Annotated in this window: 14 protein-coding genes; all 14 read right to left on the bottom strand. The window is 44.6% G+C overall.

Going from position 1 to position 15,142, the window contains the following annotated elements:
- Positions 1–76 precede the first annotated feature (76 nt).
- Positions 77–538, bottom strand: a complete 462-nt coding sequence (gene hutP, locus QFZ80_RS08015) for a histidine utilization transcription antiterminator HutP (RefSeq protein WP_307547622.1) — start codon at positions 536–538, stop codon at positions 77–79.
- Positions 539–1,054: 516 nt separating this feature from the next.
- Complete coding sequence (locus QFZ80_RS08010) at positions 1,055–1,768, bottom strand: DUF4386 domain-containing protein (protein ID WP_307547623.1); 714 nt, start codon at positions 1,766–1,768, stop codon at positions 1,055–1,057.
- A 22-nt stretch (positions 1,769–1,790) separates the two neighbouring features.
- Entirely contained in the window at positions 1,791–2,114 is a 324-nt protein-coding gene (locus QFZ80_RS08005) for a hypothetical protein (RefSeq protein ID WP_307558245.1), read from the bottom strand.
- A 161-nt stretch (positions 2,115–2,275) separates the two neighbouring features.
- A complete protein-coding gene (locus tag QFZ80_RS08000) occupies positions 2,276–3,184 on the bottom strand; it encodes an NAD(P)-dependent alcohol dehydrogenase (RefSeq protein WP_307558242.1) in 909 nt (302 codons plus the stop codon).
- 59 nt (positions 3,185–3,243) lie between these two features.
- Positions 3,244–3,942 carry an ABC transporter ATP-binding protein gene (locus QFZ80_RS07995; RefSeq protein ID WP_307558240.1) on the bottom strand — a complete coding sequence of 233 codons (699 nt, stop codon included), beginning with the start codon at positions 3,940–3,942 and terminating at the stop codon, positions 3,244–3,246.
- Positions 3,935–4,312 (bottom strand): GntR family transcriptional regulator, encoded by a 378-nt coding sequence (locus QFZ80_RS07990; RefSeq protein WP_307547630.1) that lies wholly within the window; start codon positions 4,310–4,312, stop codon positions 3,935–3,937. The genes QFZ80_RS07995 and QFZ80_RS07990 overlap by 8 nt, the downstream gene beginning before the upstream one ends.
- A 2-nt stretch (positions 4,313–4,314) precedes the next feature.
- Complete coding sequence (locus tag QFZ80_RS07985) at positions 4,315–5,055, bottom strand: hypothetical protein (RefSeq protein WP_307547632.1); 741 nt, start codon at positions 5,053–5,055, stop codon at positions 4,315–4,317.
- Positions 5,056–5,308: 253 nt separating this feature from the next.
- Entirely contained in the window at positions 5,309–6,010 is a 702-nt protein-coding gene (locus QFZ80_RS07980) for a FadR/GntR family transcriptional regulator (RefSeq protein ID WP_307558238.1), read from the bottom strand.
- A gap of 109 nt (positions 6,011–6,119) precedes the next feature.
- Positions 6,120–7,484, bottom strand: coding sequence for a glucarate dehydratase (gene gudD / locus QFZ80_RS07975; protein WP_307547634.1), 1,365 nt, complete (start codon positions 7,482–7,484; stop codon positions 6,120–6,122).
- A 430-nt stretch (positions 7,485–7,914) separates the two neighbouring features.
- Positions 7,915–10,566 carry an Ig-like domain-containing protein gene (locus tag QFZ80_RS07970; protein ID WP_307558235.1) on the bottom strand — a complete coding sequence of 884 codons (2,652 nt, stop codon included), beginning with the start codon at positions 10,564–10,566 and terminating at the stop codon, positions 7,915–7,917.
- 398 nt (positions 10,567–10,964) lie between these two features.
- Positions 10,965–11,993 (bottom strand): mannonate dehydratase, encoded by a 1,029-nt coding sequence (locus QFZ80_RS07965; RefSeq protein WP_307547638.1) that lies wholly within the window; start codon positions 11,991–11,993, stop codon positions 10,965–10,967.
- Between the two features lie 29 nt (positions 11,994–12,022).
- Complete coding sequence (locus tag QFZ80_RS07960; RefSeq protein WP_307547639.1) at positions 12,023–12,862, bottom strand: carbohydrate ABC transporter permease; 840 nt, start codon at positions 12,860–12,862, stop codon at positions 12,023–12,025.
- A gap of 11 nt (positions 12,863–12,873) precedes the next feature.
- A complete protein-coding gene (locus tag QFZ80_RS07955; RefSeq protein ID WP_307547641.1) occupies positions 12,874–13,752 on the bottom strand; it encodes a carbohydrate ABC transporter permease in 879 nt (292 codons plus the stop codon).
- 39 nt (positions 13,753–13,791) lie between these two features.
- Positions 13,792–15,129, bottom strand: a complete 1,338-nt coding sequence (locus QFZ80_RS07950; RefSeq protein ID WP_307547643.1) for an ABC transporter substrate-binding protein — start codon at positions 15,127–15,129, stop codon at positions 13,792–13,794.
- Positions 15,130–15,142 lie beyond the last annotated feature (13 nt).

Below are 15,142 nucleotides of genomic sequence, written 5' to 3'. Positions count from 1 at the left end.
CCTGGTTTATTATTAAATTCACTTTCATTGTTCATGTGCAAAGAATAGTCATTCATCACTAACTTTACTAAATATACTAAATATGATTAAATCCATAGCCAAAGGCTTCATGCTCAAATCCCTTTTTGGGAGCACCAATGGTTCCGTAAATAGATACAGCGATCCACTCACCGCTTTGCTCAGAGGATTCTCCTAATTTACCGCGAACAATGGAGAATGTCAGCCCTACGGTCCGTAATATATCACCGAACTGTACCATACCTCTGCCAACTCCCTGAAGAGCTTCAATAATAGCATGGTATAGTGCGTGCACTTCGTGATAAATATCTTTATTAATAATATGATTGTTTTTTGCCGTCGTTTCTATGGCTGCGATAACTTTGTTTAAGTCCATCGCTCCAACTTTGCCAACAACGTATCGATAGCCTTTTTCTTTCAACTCATTTTCAACATCTTCATTCCATGAATGATCCCTCAAAACTGCTAATAACATAGACAATTTACCGATCGGAAAGGGTGTCTTTCCTGGACTCGTCATTGGATCGCCTCCTTATAATATTAGTTAGCGCTTTCATATAATAATTAAGCATTGATGACAAACTGTTCATTGATTGTCTATTGCTTTTATTACAATAAAAAACCAAAAAAGATCGCGTTAAAAGTAAGTAGATACTTAGCGTATCCCAAATACTTTAGCCCCGATCTTCTAAATAACTAATGTCTAAACGACTGAACTGTATAATGAAATATATCATGGTGGTTGGTTGATGTCAACAAGCAGAGAACATTACCGAAATGACATTTCTAGGTTCAGAATTTTCGTTTTCGCACTCGAAAGCTCTTCTAATCGATCAACAAAATTTCTGTTTCATGAAGGCAAGACCTTGCGCGTATTCCTGACTGTCCCTAACCGTGCACTCGGCAGAAATCATACCACTGTATCCTGATTTTCGCAGACAGTCGGCGAATGCATCGTACGGGTAACTGCCGGTTCCTGGCGGGACGGAGCCCGCAAACACGCGGTGCTCCGTTATCTTATATTCGTGTGTTGCTATTAGCTCGCTCGTTCCGTTTTTGCTGACTCGGAAGAGAGTGCAGATAAATTGAATCCTTTAACTATGAGCCATACAGCTAGAATCATTTCATTAGCTGCTACTGGCAGCGCCAAAATAGCACCCCAAACAGAAACTTGTTGAATGACACCGAACATGACTAACAAGGCACAGATAAAAACAAGTGTTGCTCCTGTCATCCCCAAGATGGGTATAAACCTGGGTACGAGCTTGGTTTTATAAAATATATAACTGTACATCATCGTGTTGATGCCCAGCATGAAGAGAGGCCCGAGCAGAAAGGTCCAGTCATGTACTGCTTTTAATAATATACCTGAAGCTTGAAAAGAGGCGATATCCGGAGCCGCTGCTGCTGCAAATTCCCGGCTTAAGGTCAACAGGGACAGTACGCTGATTATACCAATAGTAATAATAACGGCTTCAAGAAACCTGAAGCAAACATGCCAAAGAGCAATAGTTTCATTATATTTTCTTAACAATGGAAACATTGTAGTTGCAGTACCAACCGCTGAAACGACAAGAATTAACTCCATAAGTGCTCCCAGTATCACCTGGTTGGCATGTTCGGAACCTTTCATCAGGTAATCCGGACCATTTAGGATAGGATCGTATAAAATAAGACCGATTATCGCCGTAACCGCCGCAAGTATAAATAGTATTCCCACAATTAATGCGCTCTTTTTATTAGTATTCATTTGTTTATCTCCTTTTTTGAATTTATTTCCTTACCGTTATGACCATGTTCCCCGACCATGGGCTGCGCTGTCTATCTTCCCTCAGCGCCACCGATCTCCGCGCTTCTTCACGTAGTGTGCCAACACATAGCGCCAAGGGATGACGAAAGGAACAATCACGACCAACAAGCAGGCTGAGGCCGTCGCCCAGGTTGACTCGTCCATTTGACCGGAGAACCACAGTGGGAGCGCAACGACGCTCAGCCAGATCGACTTCCACAATAATTCCCACAGAAGCAAAGGCAGCATCTGCAGCGGATATCGCAACCCCAGGACTGACAGAGCCGAAAAGGCGGCCAGCATGCACTGGACCACTCCTTCCATAAGTTCCCACGGCTTATCGTGGTGGATGACTCCAGGCCATACCACGATACCGAGCCCAACGATGATAAGAAGGTACAGCGCCCTCAGCAAATAAAGACGAAACAACGAGACCTCGTTCATATTTGTTTATCTCCCTTTTTGAATTTATTTCATTACCGTTATGACCACGTTCCCCTTTTTGTGTTTTTTCTCGACATACCTATGAGCCTCGGCAATTTGTTCTAACGGATAGTGTCTATCGATGACCGGTCTTACCTTTCCTCCCTCAATAAGCTCCTTCAGGAAGATTAGATCTTCAACACGATTCTTTTGTGACATATCCACATTCACATAGGTTCCGTTCGAGCGAAGCGATTTCTTGCCTGTTGTTTTTGTGATTTTCGATATTTTTTTCCCAACGGTATCAAAGATTAAATCATAACGTTCTCCACTCGCTGTAAAATCCTCTTTCGTATAATCAATTACCCTATCGGCTCCTATAGATTGCACCAACGCAAGATTCGTGGAACTGCATACCCCTGTTACATCCGCCCCATAATATTTGGCAAGCTGTACCGCATAAGTACCTACACTTCCAGAAGCTCCATAAACAAGAACCTTCATTCCACTCGCGATTTTTCCTTTCCTAAGAAAATTCAACGCGGTTATTCCTCCAACGGGAACAGCGGCGGCCTCCTCATACGTCAAATTGGTCGGTTTTATAGCCACAATGCCATCTTCAGGCAAACATTTGTACTCGGCATATGCACCAAAGCCAATACCACAGAAGGCAAAAACTTGGTCACCTTTCTTAAATCGTTTTACATCTTTGCCTACTACTTCAACTTCCCCAGCTAACTCAAACCCTAATATCGTTACTTTTTTGGGCCTTAAGATACCATTGTAAAGTCTTGCAACGAATGGATCAGCCTTTCGCATGCGCCAGTCACCTGCTGTTACCGTTGTCGCATAGTTTTTCACCAGTATTTCATTGTCCTTGGGTGTAGGTTTTTCTAACTCTTTCAGATGAAGAACATCTGGCGATCCGTATTGGGTGTATACAATTGCTCTCATATTTGTCCCTCCTAATGATTACCAATTGCAATGAGCAAACAGGTCCAATTAACCCCGAATTAGACATAATTCCTCTTCATCCAATCCGTGATACCAAGACCCTCTGATTCATGTAATTCTTCCACATCAGCCATTCTAAGTAATGATCCGTCTTTGATCGCAATGAAGGAGTCCAATAATGATTCAATTTCCGCAATCTCATGGCTTGTCATGATGAGCGTCTGAGATTCCAAGTCAACATAAGAAATCATTCCTTTAACAATAGATTCTCGCACCATGGGATCAAGCCCGGACAGTGGTTCATCCATTAGAATGTAGGATACTTCTCTGGCCAAAGTAAGCATGATTTTTAACCGAGCACGATTTCCTTTCGAGAGGTCTTTGATTTTCATATGAGGCTCCAGCCGCATAAACTTCATGATTTCTTCCGCTTTAGCCATGTTAAAGTCCGTATATTGGGAAGCCTGAAAATCCATCGCTTCACGTACTGTGAATATCGAATAAAAAGAACCAATCTCTGATAAATAAGAAACCACTTTGCTAGTTCTTCGACTGGCAGTTACTCCATTTACGGTTACCTTCCCTCTTGTTGGAAGCGACAGTCCGGATATAAGTCTCAAAAGCGTTGACTTTCCGCTGCCGTTCTCACCCACAATGCCAATAATTTTACCTACGGGCAAAGTGAATGAAATGTTATTGAGTACGGGCTGTTTAACATATTTTTTAGAAACATTCGTCAATTGAATCAAATCACTCATCTCCTTTATCCAATTTGCTTAAGTGGTCCTGGAGCCCTGATATGATTTCATAAGAGCTGAATCCCATTTCCTGCATGACCTGAACAAACGATAAGATCTGCTCATTTTTTAATATTTCACGCTGTTGGACCAAGCGCTCCTCTTGTTCCGTGACAAATGTACCTTGACCTCTTCTCGTTTCCAGGATACCCTCACGCTCCAACTCACTGTAAGTACGCTGAATTGTGTTTGGATTAACACTGTATTTGATCCCCATTTCTCGGACAGACGGAAGCTTCTCACCTGCTTTCAATTCTTTGCTTACAATCTGTCGATTAATTCGATCCGCTAATTGCAGATAAATTGGCTTCGAAGCATTAAATTCTTCCATTCTTACACCTCAACTTTATTGTCAACGATCCACGCGCTCAGAAAGAATAACCCAATGATAAAAATGAAGGTATACAAATATTCTCCTGCATATGTTTGAATAGGATTTATTGAAAAAGAAGGGAAATCATAAGTAATATTCCCCCATTTCGTTACTAAACTATACAGTTTAGTGGACTCGAATAGGGCAGTTATCCAACTAGGTATGATAATTGCCCCAATAACGACTAACCAACTCCAACGCCCGATTGCAAACTTAAGGGATTGGTATAGCGCCCAAAGAAATAACACCCAAACGCCAATGATTATAGAAATCACAATAATATGAAGAAATATGAATAATCCCGATATCCAAGTATCCGTCCAATACGCTTCAATTAAGTTGAACTTGGGTATGATCAGCAATCCGGACATCACATATAACATCAATAGCGAAATAACAAGCATCAACAGCCCGTTCACTATCTTACTAATTAACAATCTAGAAGCCGGCCCAGGATTATGCAGCCATAGATGCAGCTGATTTGCCTCTGTTTTCAAACTGATAAATACAATAATCGGAACATATAAAACATGAAGAACAACGCCAACTACTAAGGGTAAGAAAATAAGTAAGGTATGATCTGCTTTCATCCCCATATATAACGTCAACAAGACAATCAATAAATTAATTACAAGTCCTACGAAAAATACGGTTCTTGTTAATTTAAAATCTTTTTTTAATAAAGCTACCCATGCCCTCATCCAAATCTCTCCTTCTTAATGAAACTTCACAACGGAAAATTGTATTAACGTAATAGTACACTAAGACATTATGTATGTAAATAGACATTATAAAAAGAAGCAAGAAGGAAAACCTTCATTACTCCCTGAGTACGCAGCTTTTGTTATTTTGAACTTATTCCACTAAGGCAATTAACGAAAAAAGTCTGCTTAATCTCTGTATCGCATTCACGAGAGATTGGGCAGACTTTTTAAATGGACCATCATGGGCCTCTTATTCATTTTGATATACCTGCAAAAGCTTATTTCGGACGTAACTAAGATGTCGGTACATATGCGTAAACGCTTCGTGTGGATCCCGATTAACGAGCGCATTATAGATATCTGTATGGAATTGGACCGTTACATCACGTTCACGTTCCCTAATTTGTCTGTCCATTTTGTCAAAGGTTATAAGCAGCGGATCGATCATTCCTTCAATGATCGGATTGTTCGCACTCAATGCAATAATCCGATGAAATTCCTTGTCCGCTTCCCCATAGTTGTTATCGACACTGCCTGCGATTTCATCAATGGTTTCCTTTAATCGGTTCAACTGCTCGTTCGTAATCTTTTCTGCCGCTATGGCCACAAGTCCCAGTTCTAATGCCATTCGTGCTTCGATGATCGCTGGAAGGTTACCAATGGACAAAGCCAGCATCACCGAGAACGGATTGCTGCCGATTTTATTATTAAAATGGGTTCCGCCACGAGTTTTTCGCGTAATCACTTCAAGCGCTTCAAGTGAACTTAATGCTTCCCGCAGAACCGGCCGACTCACGCCTAACATATCGATCAGTTCCATCTCGGACGGCAGTTTATCTCCTGGTTTAAGCTGACCGCTGATCAGCAGCTGAACAATGCTGTCAACGACTTGCTTGGGCAGCGTGTTTCGTTTAATAGACTCCAATTCTACGCTTCCTTTAAGTTCTACCATAATTGCCCTTCTCTCTTAGCTGACTAAAACGCATAATCATATTGTAAGACGAATTAGATGAAATAACAATGTAGACAGATCTCTCCTTCATTTCATTTTATCATCTCGATTACCGTACAAGACAAGGTTGTTTATGATCGAATTTCCAGCCAGGAATCAAATACTGCATAGCAATCGCATCATCACGTGCTCCAAGCCCTTTCTCATTGTAAAGCTGGTGCGCTTTCTCAATTTCAACCATATCAATCTCAATGCCCAAACCTGGCTTGTTTGGAACTTCCACCATGCCTCCGACAATTTGGAAGGGTTCTTTGGTCAGACGCTGCCCGTCCTGCCAAATCCAATGGGTATCGATAGCTGTGATTTTTCCCGGTGCAGCGGCAGCGACATGGGTAAACATAGCAAGCGAAATATCAAAATGATTGTTAGAATGCGAGCCCCACGTCAGCCCCCACTCATGACACATTTGAGCTACTCGGACAGAGCCTTGCATCGTCCAGAAGTGTGGATCTGCAAGTGGAATATCAACCGAATTCAGTTGAATCGTGTGTCCCATCTGACGCCAATCCGTGGCGATCATATTCGTAGCTGTCGGGAGCCCTGTAGCACGACGAAACTCTGCCATTACCTCACGTCCGGAATAGCCATTTTCAGCTCCGCAAGGATCTTCGGCATAAGCCAGTACATGGTGTTGATCGCGGCAAAGGCGAATTGCTTCAGATAAAGACCATGCGCCGTTTGGATCCAGCGTTATTCTTGCTTGCGGAAAACGTTCGGCTAGCGCGGTAACGGCCTCGATCTCCTCTTCTCCACGAAGCACGCCGCCCTTCAGCTTGAAGTCGTTAAAGCCATATCGCTTGTATGCCGCTTCAGCCAGCTTAACGACAGCTTCAGGTGTAAGCGCTTCCTCATTACGCAATCGTGTCCAATCATCCTTGCCATCCTGCCCGCTCAAGTAAGGAAGCTTCGTTTTATTACGTTCGCCGATATAGAACAAGTAACCTAACATCTCTACGCGGTCACGCTGCTGCCCTTCTCCAAGGAGCGCAGCAACAGGAACACAGAGAAATTTCCCCAGAAGATCTAACAGTGCAGCTTCCAAAGCAGTAACGGCGTGAATCGTGATGCGAAGATCGAAGGTTTGCAAGCCACGTCCCCCAGCATCTCGATCAGCAAACTGTTTGCGTGCTATGTTCAGGATGTTATTGTATTGACCTATGGATTGACCAATGACGAGCGCCCGTGCATCCTCTAGTGTTTGACGAATCTTTTCACCACCTGGAACCTCACCAACACCCGTATGTCCTGCGTTATCCTTGAGAATGATGATGTTGCGTGTAAAGAAAGGAGCATGTGCACCGCTGAGATTAAGCAGCATGCTATCGTACCCCGCCACAGGAATGACCTGCATTTCCGTAATGATCGGCGTGCCTGAAAATCGGCTATTCAGTTGGTCATGTTTCATATCCTGCATCAAATTGTTCTCTTCCCTTCATTAAAAAATAATATAAAATAAGGAAATGGATATATACAAGTCATATTGTAAGACAAATTAAAATATGCGTCAATTTATTCTTTATGATCTGCGATAGGGGAAGAAATAGCCAGGGGTTCTCCTGTTATGAAGATCCCCTGGCAGTATTTATGCAATGAAACTCATACCCCTTTGTGTATTTGAGAGCAAATATTTGATCCCGTCACGTTCAAATTTTTCGTCGTCCACGATCAACACGTTGAACATTGGAATCCTCCCACTATAAATGAATGTTTTCTTTCATTTGCACACGTATGGTCCAATTAAAAAGTGGCTGCCTCAATGGCAGCCGTTCTAAGTCACATGTAGAAAAGCACCCGGCCAATCCGGACCGGATGCTTACTACATGTGTTGTACGATGCTGTTTTATTTACTTCGTGGACCATTCTGTGATCAAAGCATTGGCGTCCGTTCCGAGGACGGACATCGCGGCTTCGGAGACATTATCCGCCAGCGGCTCGTTATTCAGGTGCTTCAGGAAGTCCTGCATATGTTTGGCCGCGTTGATCTTGTCGCCTTTGTCCAATTGATGCAAAGCCTGGTTCAAACTGTTGCGCAATTGTTCAGCCAATGGACTCTTCAATTCACCGGCTTCGACATATCGGTCAATCAATTTGGATACTCCTTCGGGGGTGGCGGTTATTGTTAAGCCGACAGACTCATCCGTCGTATTGCCAGCCTGATCGGTGATGACGACCCTCAGTGTATGAAGGCCAAGCTTACCGGCCAAATCAACGGAAGCGCCATTCGTAAGCCGCTTTCCGTCCAGGGTGAATTCCTGGCTCGCTATACCGGATAGTGCATCGTTCGCGTTCAGAAGCAGCGCAATCGGGCGATCATCGGAGAAAACTGCACCTTCCGCAAGCGGTTCCCCGTTTGCCGTCAGCACAAAATCCGGCTTCAATTTGTCAATCCGGACGACGAGCTCTTTCGTTTGCTCAATGTTGCCTTCAGTGTCGATAGAACGGTACTCCAGTCGGCTTACGCCGTCATTCGTAAAGGTCATCGGCCTAGCATAAGTTTGCCAATTTGCATGATCCCCCAGCCTGTATTCCGTTTTCGCTACACCGGAGAGATCGTCATAAACCGATAGCGTGACGGACGCCTCCTTGTTCAGCCAGCCGTTCTGAGGCATCGGATCAATCTGAGCCTCCGTAATCGGTGGGGTCAGATCCCGCAGGGTAACATCAATATATGGCTTAATGTTTTTGGTATTCGTCAAGCTAGTAGCGTTAAATCCACCATAAATCCTGTAAGTGCCCATGCCACCGGGGTTATAACCGGCGGAGCTCCATGTAACGTTCACCTTTTCTGTCAACCCCGTACTCAAGGTTACATCAAGCTGTGAAGGCAAGCTTAAACTTCCAAACGCTGTACCTTTGGAAGCCGTAATTTCTTTCGACCTTGCCCACGCTACAATATCCTTAGGTTGATCTTTGGGATTCCATCCATCATGGAAAATATAAATGTCTTTATCCCTCTTGATCAAGTATGTATCGGAGAGATACATGGTTGCGGATTGGAATTCATCTGCATAGGCCGCATCTCCTGCGCCATTATACATGCCCCGATAAAGACCCCATTTGGAACGGTTTTGCTGCCCCGATACAACAGGCAGGTCGCCTCTTTCGTTTCGGCCGGTAATCGGGTTTTCCACTTCAGGGCGTCTGTAGGTTTCAGCTGTCATACCGCCTTCAAAAAGCACCTTACCTGTTTCCAAATCGATAAGCTTACCGTAGATGTAACCGTTATCGGCTGTTAAAATCGTAACATCAAAATCAAGCCAGCGGTCAACGACCTGTTCAAATGGAATCGTGAATAACGGCTTTATTCTGTCCGCATAGCCGCCATCAGGATTGTTCCTGAACTCTAGTTGCCCTTTGCCTTCGCTTGAAACCAGAGAAAGCGTGGCCACCGGCTGTCCTGCTGCGTTTCCGGCTATTTCTTTCAGTTGGAAGATGTGCCAAAACCTGTGGGGAGCAATAAAATCGTTGGCATGGTGATCACCGACATCCGTCTGAAACCTTAAGGTTTCAGACGGGAGCATAAGCCTCCAGTGGTGGGTCACAATGTCGCCGCCCTTACTGTTTGCATCGCTGCTTGAAGCGTTGGTGTTGCTTTTAATCTCCAGCCTCTGACGATCGCTTCCTACTGCGCCCCGATCGCCGTCGTCCCGGCTTACGCCGTCCGGGGTAACAAAAGGCACAAATTCGTGAAAACGCAAAATGTCGGAGCCTAGTTTGTCGGTTCCCGGAATATTTGCGATCCCGTATTTTGTAAGTGCATTCGTATCATTTCTGCCTATGGTCTGCAAATACATGTTATCCCCCAGCCATGCTTCCTTAACTGTCGAAGCCACCGGGTAGTCCTCTGAACGATCATAGACTGATTGCGACCATATTTTCCCACTGTAAGACGAGGGGGTGTTCGGGCCTTCTATTGAACCCGTAGTACTGCCATTGCCGATTTTAGATGCGCCCATAACATCCCATACATGTTCTCCACCTTGAATATTGAGAGGCAAATACTTGTCACCCGCTCCCATCCCTGTTATCGGGGGCAAAGCCATATCTACAGTAACGGTTATAGTATAGGTTCGGGTGTTACTGCTGTCATTCTTGTCGGTTACCACCAGATAATATAAAGTGGTTCCGCTGGTTGAAAATTGGTCCATCTTGGCATCTCCTTTGTTAATGCCGCTGGCAGCAAAAGAGATGGTGGTTATTTTGTTACTTCTGAATAGCGTCGTGGTAACGCCCGGGTTTGTCATTACATTCAACATTTGGTATAAGGTGCCGTAGGGCAATGATATATGAATGGTTGCTTGATTCAGATCAACGACTGCGTTTACCGGCTTGTTCACTTCTATTTCCAATAAACCTAAGCTATCTCCCGGCGCTGCATGAACCGATGATGACGGAAAACCGGATAGGCTGATCAGTGAAAGTACAAGGGCAAACGAAAGAACTAAGCTTAATCCCCTTTTAAAAACTTGCTGCTTAGACACTTTGAAGAAAAACATCTAAAAGCCTCCTTTATTTTCGTGAAAAATTGCCTTTAAACAGCAGGCTCAACTTCTTTCCAACTCCAACCCCTTCCTCCGTATAATCGTTCATTCGGCAAACGCTTTCAACTATCATTATAATGAATTGTTGAAATTTCCAGGATAGATTAATTTATGATCCACATGTCATTTTTTACGGTTTTAGCCATAATGGAAAAAAGGACTGGCGTGCGTTTATCAGCCTGGGCTAATAGATAGCGAAAGACAATCCTTGACTTCATTGAATAACTCAAAGAAAATAAAACAAACCGGAACCCGTAATTCGGAGTTCCGGTCCTATAACTACTAAACGTCTTTATATATCCGCCCATCCCGAAAATGAATAATCCGATTCGCCTGTCCCGCAATGACCAAAACTAGTGTCCATAACGGTTACCCTCAAACTCCGCCAATGCGGTCAGCAGAGCCCTTACATAACCGATGGAATAGCCCCAACCGATGCTGGACGATTTCCAACCAATGCCCGAATGCGTCCAATTTTGATCTAAATCGATACTGTCGCCTTCCAACTGTGTGATATGGTCCGGATTGATACAGCCCTCGTATCCAACCTTCCGCAGTTCGAGTAAAATTTTAAACACATTCAAATCGCCATCATCCAGAAGCGCTTCTTCGAAAGCTCCCGCTGTTGGAAGGCTGCCCCTCACATTGCGAAGGTGTACCAAACATATTTTTCCTTTGCGCCCATAATGATTGATTTCATCCATGACCAAAGAGCTTCCGCCTTCTTCGGCGCGCGTTCCCACACAGTATACGAATCCGACATTTTTACTCGGAAAAGCATCAATAATCCGATGGAAGCCGAGCCCACCGAACGGGGTTCCATGGTTTGGTGTATCGGATGGATGAACCGTCAATTTTACGTTGTAGTCCTCGGCCAAGGGAACCAATGTGCGAAATGCTTCCGTAAAGCGGCTCCAAAAGCGCTCCCTCTCTTCTAAACCAGGCATTTCGGGCTTATTCTTCATCAAGCCAAGACTTTCTCCTCGAGCTACAGCTCCCCCCCGCTGTACGGCTTTATAGCTATTCGTCAAAACAGGTGCAGTATCCCCGGCAAAACGCTGCCTTACAATCGGCAAGCCCGCTTCGCCAAATACCTTTACAGCAAGAGCTGAATTCTCCAGCTCCTTTTCAAAGCCCGGCAAATTGTTCATAAACCGTTCCGTGAAGTCTGGCAGCGTAACCCGGTTCATATCGAGCCCAAAGGAACGCACACGCCTGCGCAGCTGAAGTAACTGATCCAAATCCGGATACCCCTGCTCCTGCACCCCAGGAAACGACGATCCCTTACCGAAATCTACATAATCGATGCCCAACTGGCACATTTGCTTCAAATCGCGATCCGTTAAATCGCACGTATTAACCGTAACCGATATCTTCATCATCGTTTAGCCTCCTACTCGCTAGTTATTCCTCACTTGACGCCACCTGCAGCCAAACCGCTCTTTAAAAACCGTTGAGCCAGGAAATACAGGAAAATGGCTGGCAAGGATGCAATGACAGACGAGCCCATCAGCAGTCCCCAGACTGCCTGATCCGAAAATTTAAAGCCGGAAATCCCAATATTGACCGTCTGCTGCCCCGGGCTTGTCGTCAAAACCAAAGCATACAAATATTCGTTCCATGCCAGTGTGAAAGCAAAGGTAGATACGACGGCTATTCCGGGAGCCGCAATGGGCAGTATGATTCTGAACAAGGCCTGAAGACTGCTGCATCCGTCGATCAAGGCCGCTTCCTCCAGCTCTCTGGGAATTGCCTTGAAGTAGCTGATCAGCATGTAGCAGCAATAAGGAACGATAATGGTCGGGTAAACAATCAGCAAAGCATTCTTATTGTCGCTCAAACCAAGCTTGCTTACCGCCACATACATCGGGATAAACAATACCGCCGTTGGCAGCAGATACGTATAAATAATACTTTGCGAGAAAAAGCTTCTCCCCCGGTAACGCAGCCGGGTCATGCTGTACGAGCCCAGAATACTGATGCTCACCGATATGAGGGTAACGAGGGAAGCCACATAAAGGCTGTTTTTCACATAATTCATGAACTTCGTTTTTTGAAATAAATCCTTGTAATGGGATAATGTCCACGAATCAGGAACCAAACCGGGTTTCGGTGTATACATCAGCTCGTTCGGGGTAAAGGAGGATTTGACCATCCAATACACCGGAAACAACGTCCAGATGGTGAAAATAAAAACAATGACGTAAATAATCGTCTGATTCCTAATCTTTTTCACTGTTCTTGACTTCATCCTTGTTCCCCCTAATCATCCGCTTTCATTTTTCTCATGGAGACGACAATCATGATGACCAGAATAGGAACGACGGAACCCGCCACTGCCAGCGCCCGACCCATTAGATTTTGTTGAAAAGCTACTTCATACGTATAAGTGGACATGATCGCTGATGCGTTCAATGGGCCTCCGCCCGTGATCAAATATACACTCTCAAAATTGTTAAATGTCCATATGCAAGAAAGCAATGTTGTAATGGTAATGACTGGCATGATCGAAGGAACCGTGATCGCGAAGAACTGTCTTACCCAGCCTGCGCCGTCGATTGTAGCCGCCTCATACATCTGTGAATCGATGGTCTGTAAGCCGCCGAGTAAACTGAAGATGAAAAAGGGAAGTCCCTTCCATATGTTCACTATGATGACGGAAACCAATGCCATATGGAGCCCCGAGGTCCATAGAATGGGTGTATCTATGAGGTGAAAACGAAGCAGCAGGGAATTGATAATGCCGTAAGTATCGTCATACATCCACCGCCATGTGATGGCGGCCACCATGCCGGAGAGAGCCCATGGAATAAGCAGGATCATGCGAAAAATTCCCCGGCCGAAGAATGTCTCGTTGACCACGACCGCCAGCATCAGACCGACGACTAATTTAAAACCCACGCTGAAGATCATATAGATGAAGGTGTTTTTAAGAACCTTCCAATACTCTCTATCGGTAAAAATATGGAGATAGTTGTCAAATCCGATAAATTTAGGTTCCACACCTACGACTTTGTCCGTAAAGCTTAAATAAATGGCATTGATGAATGGGAAACCGATGACCACAAAGATGACAAAAGCCACCGGTAGAATTAATAAGTATCCGAGCGTTCTATCATATTTTCTGCTTAACTGTCCCACGCAAGAAATCACCGCCTGACTGCGTATAGTAAGACCCCGTTACTTTTTGCCATATAACTGCTTGAGCTCTTGTTCAAGCTGATTAAGAGATTTCTGCGGATCCATCTTCTCCACAACAATTCTTTGCACCGCTCTTGTCGCAAGCTGCATGGATTTGGCCTTGGATCCGAGATCATCCTCAGGACCTGGATAGTTACTTGAGCCGACAACGTCATTAATCATTTTCATCCAGCCTGCGGCTTTATTGTTCGGGTCCTTCCAGAATGCCATCTCTTCAGAGCCCTTAAGTACCGGCTGAAATTTTCCTCCCATGACTTCAACAAATTTATTGTAGAAATCTTTGTCATAAAATTCGGTAACAAACTTCTTCGCCCACTTGGTGCCTTTGGCATTTTTGAATATGGCGAAGACGTTGCCGCTGCCTAGAATAAAATCACCCTTAGGGCCGGCAAGCTTTGGAATGAGAAGCGTATTTTTCTCAAGCTCTGGTTTATCCTTCTTGGCCTGATCGTAGATGCTTCCGCTGTTGATGACGAAACCGACGGTACCTGCTAGATAGGCATTGTTATTGCCGTTATCGTCCCAAGTCACAGAAGATGGCGGCGTTAGGCCCTCTTGCCAAAATTTCGCGAGAAACGTAATCGCCTCCAGCGTCTCTTTGGAATTGACCGTGATATTATTGTCCTTATCGACAATAGCTCCGCCATACGCTAGTATGACATCCCGAACAAAACCCTCGGCATCTCCGCCTCCGGATTGGCCTAACGGGAGACCTACGGCGTATATGCCGTTTTTCGGATCGTTGACAATTTTGGCCTGCTCGTAAAGCTCCTGCCACGTTTTCGGTACTGGCAATTTGTGCTTCTCCCAAAGATCTTTGCGCAAGTAGGCTCCGCCCATTTGGAAGGATTGAGGCACCATGAAATATTTATCTGCCACTACAGAAAATTTTTTAGCTCCATCCGTAAAATTGATTTTCGTAATGATGTCCGAAGTGTCCACGAGCTGTTCGGAGGTGACAAACTGCTTGGCAACCGGGTCGTTAGCCACAATAAGATCCGGTGGATTCTTCGCTTCGATCGAGGCCAACAGCTTCGTTTTCAAATCGTTTTGAGCAATGACCACGTATTCAGTATCGACATTGTTCGCCTTTCCGAATTCCTCCACCCGCTGCTTCATAAGATCGTTATAAGCTTGGGTATATTCCCCTTTATCCCAGAAGATAAATTTCTCTTTAGGACCATTAGAAGCACCTGGCGAAGCAGCTTTATCAACGGATGAAGAAGTAGCCGTATTATTACTTGTCGAACATCCTGCAGCAATCGTTCCCAACAAAGTAGTTGCTGCTAATACAGAGCTCACTCTATTCCATTTCATAGTCTCACCTCAT

The organism is Paenibacillus sp. V4I7, from assembly GCF_030817275.1.
Lineage (GTDB): Bacteria > Bacillota > Bacilli > Paenibacillales > NBRC-103111 > Paenibacillus_E.
The sequence above is the reverse complement of the archived record's forward strand: the minus strand, read 5'-3'. Positions and strand labels throughout refer to the sequence as shown.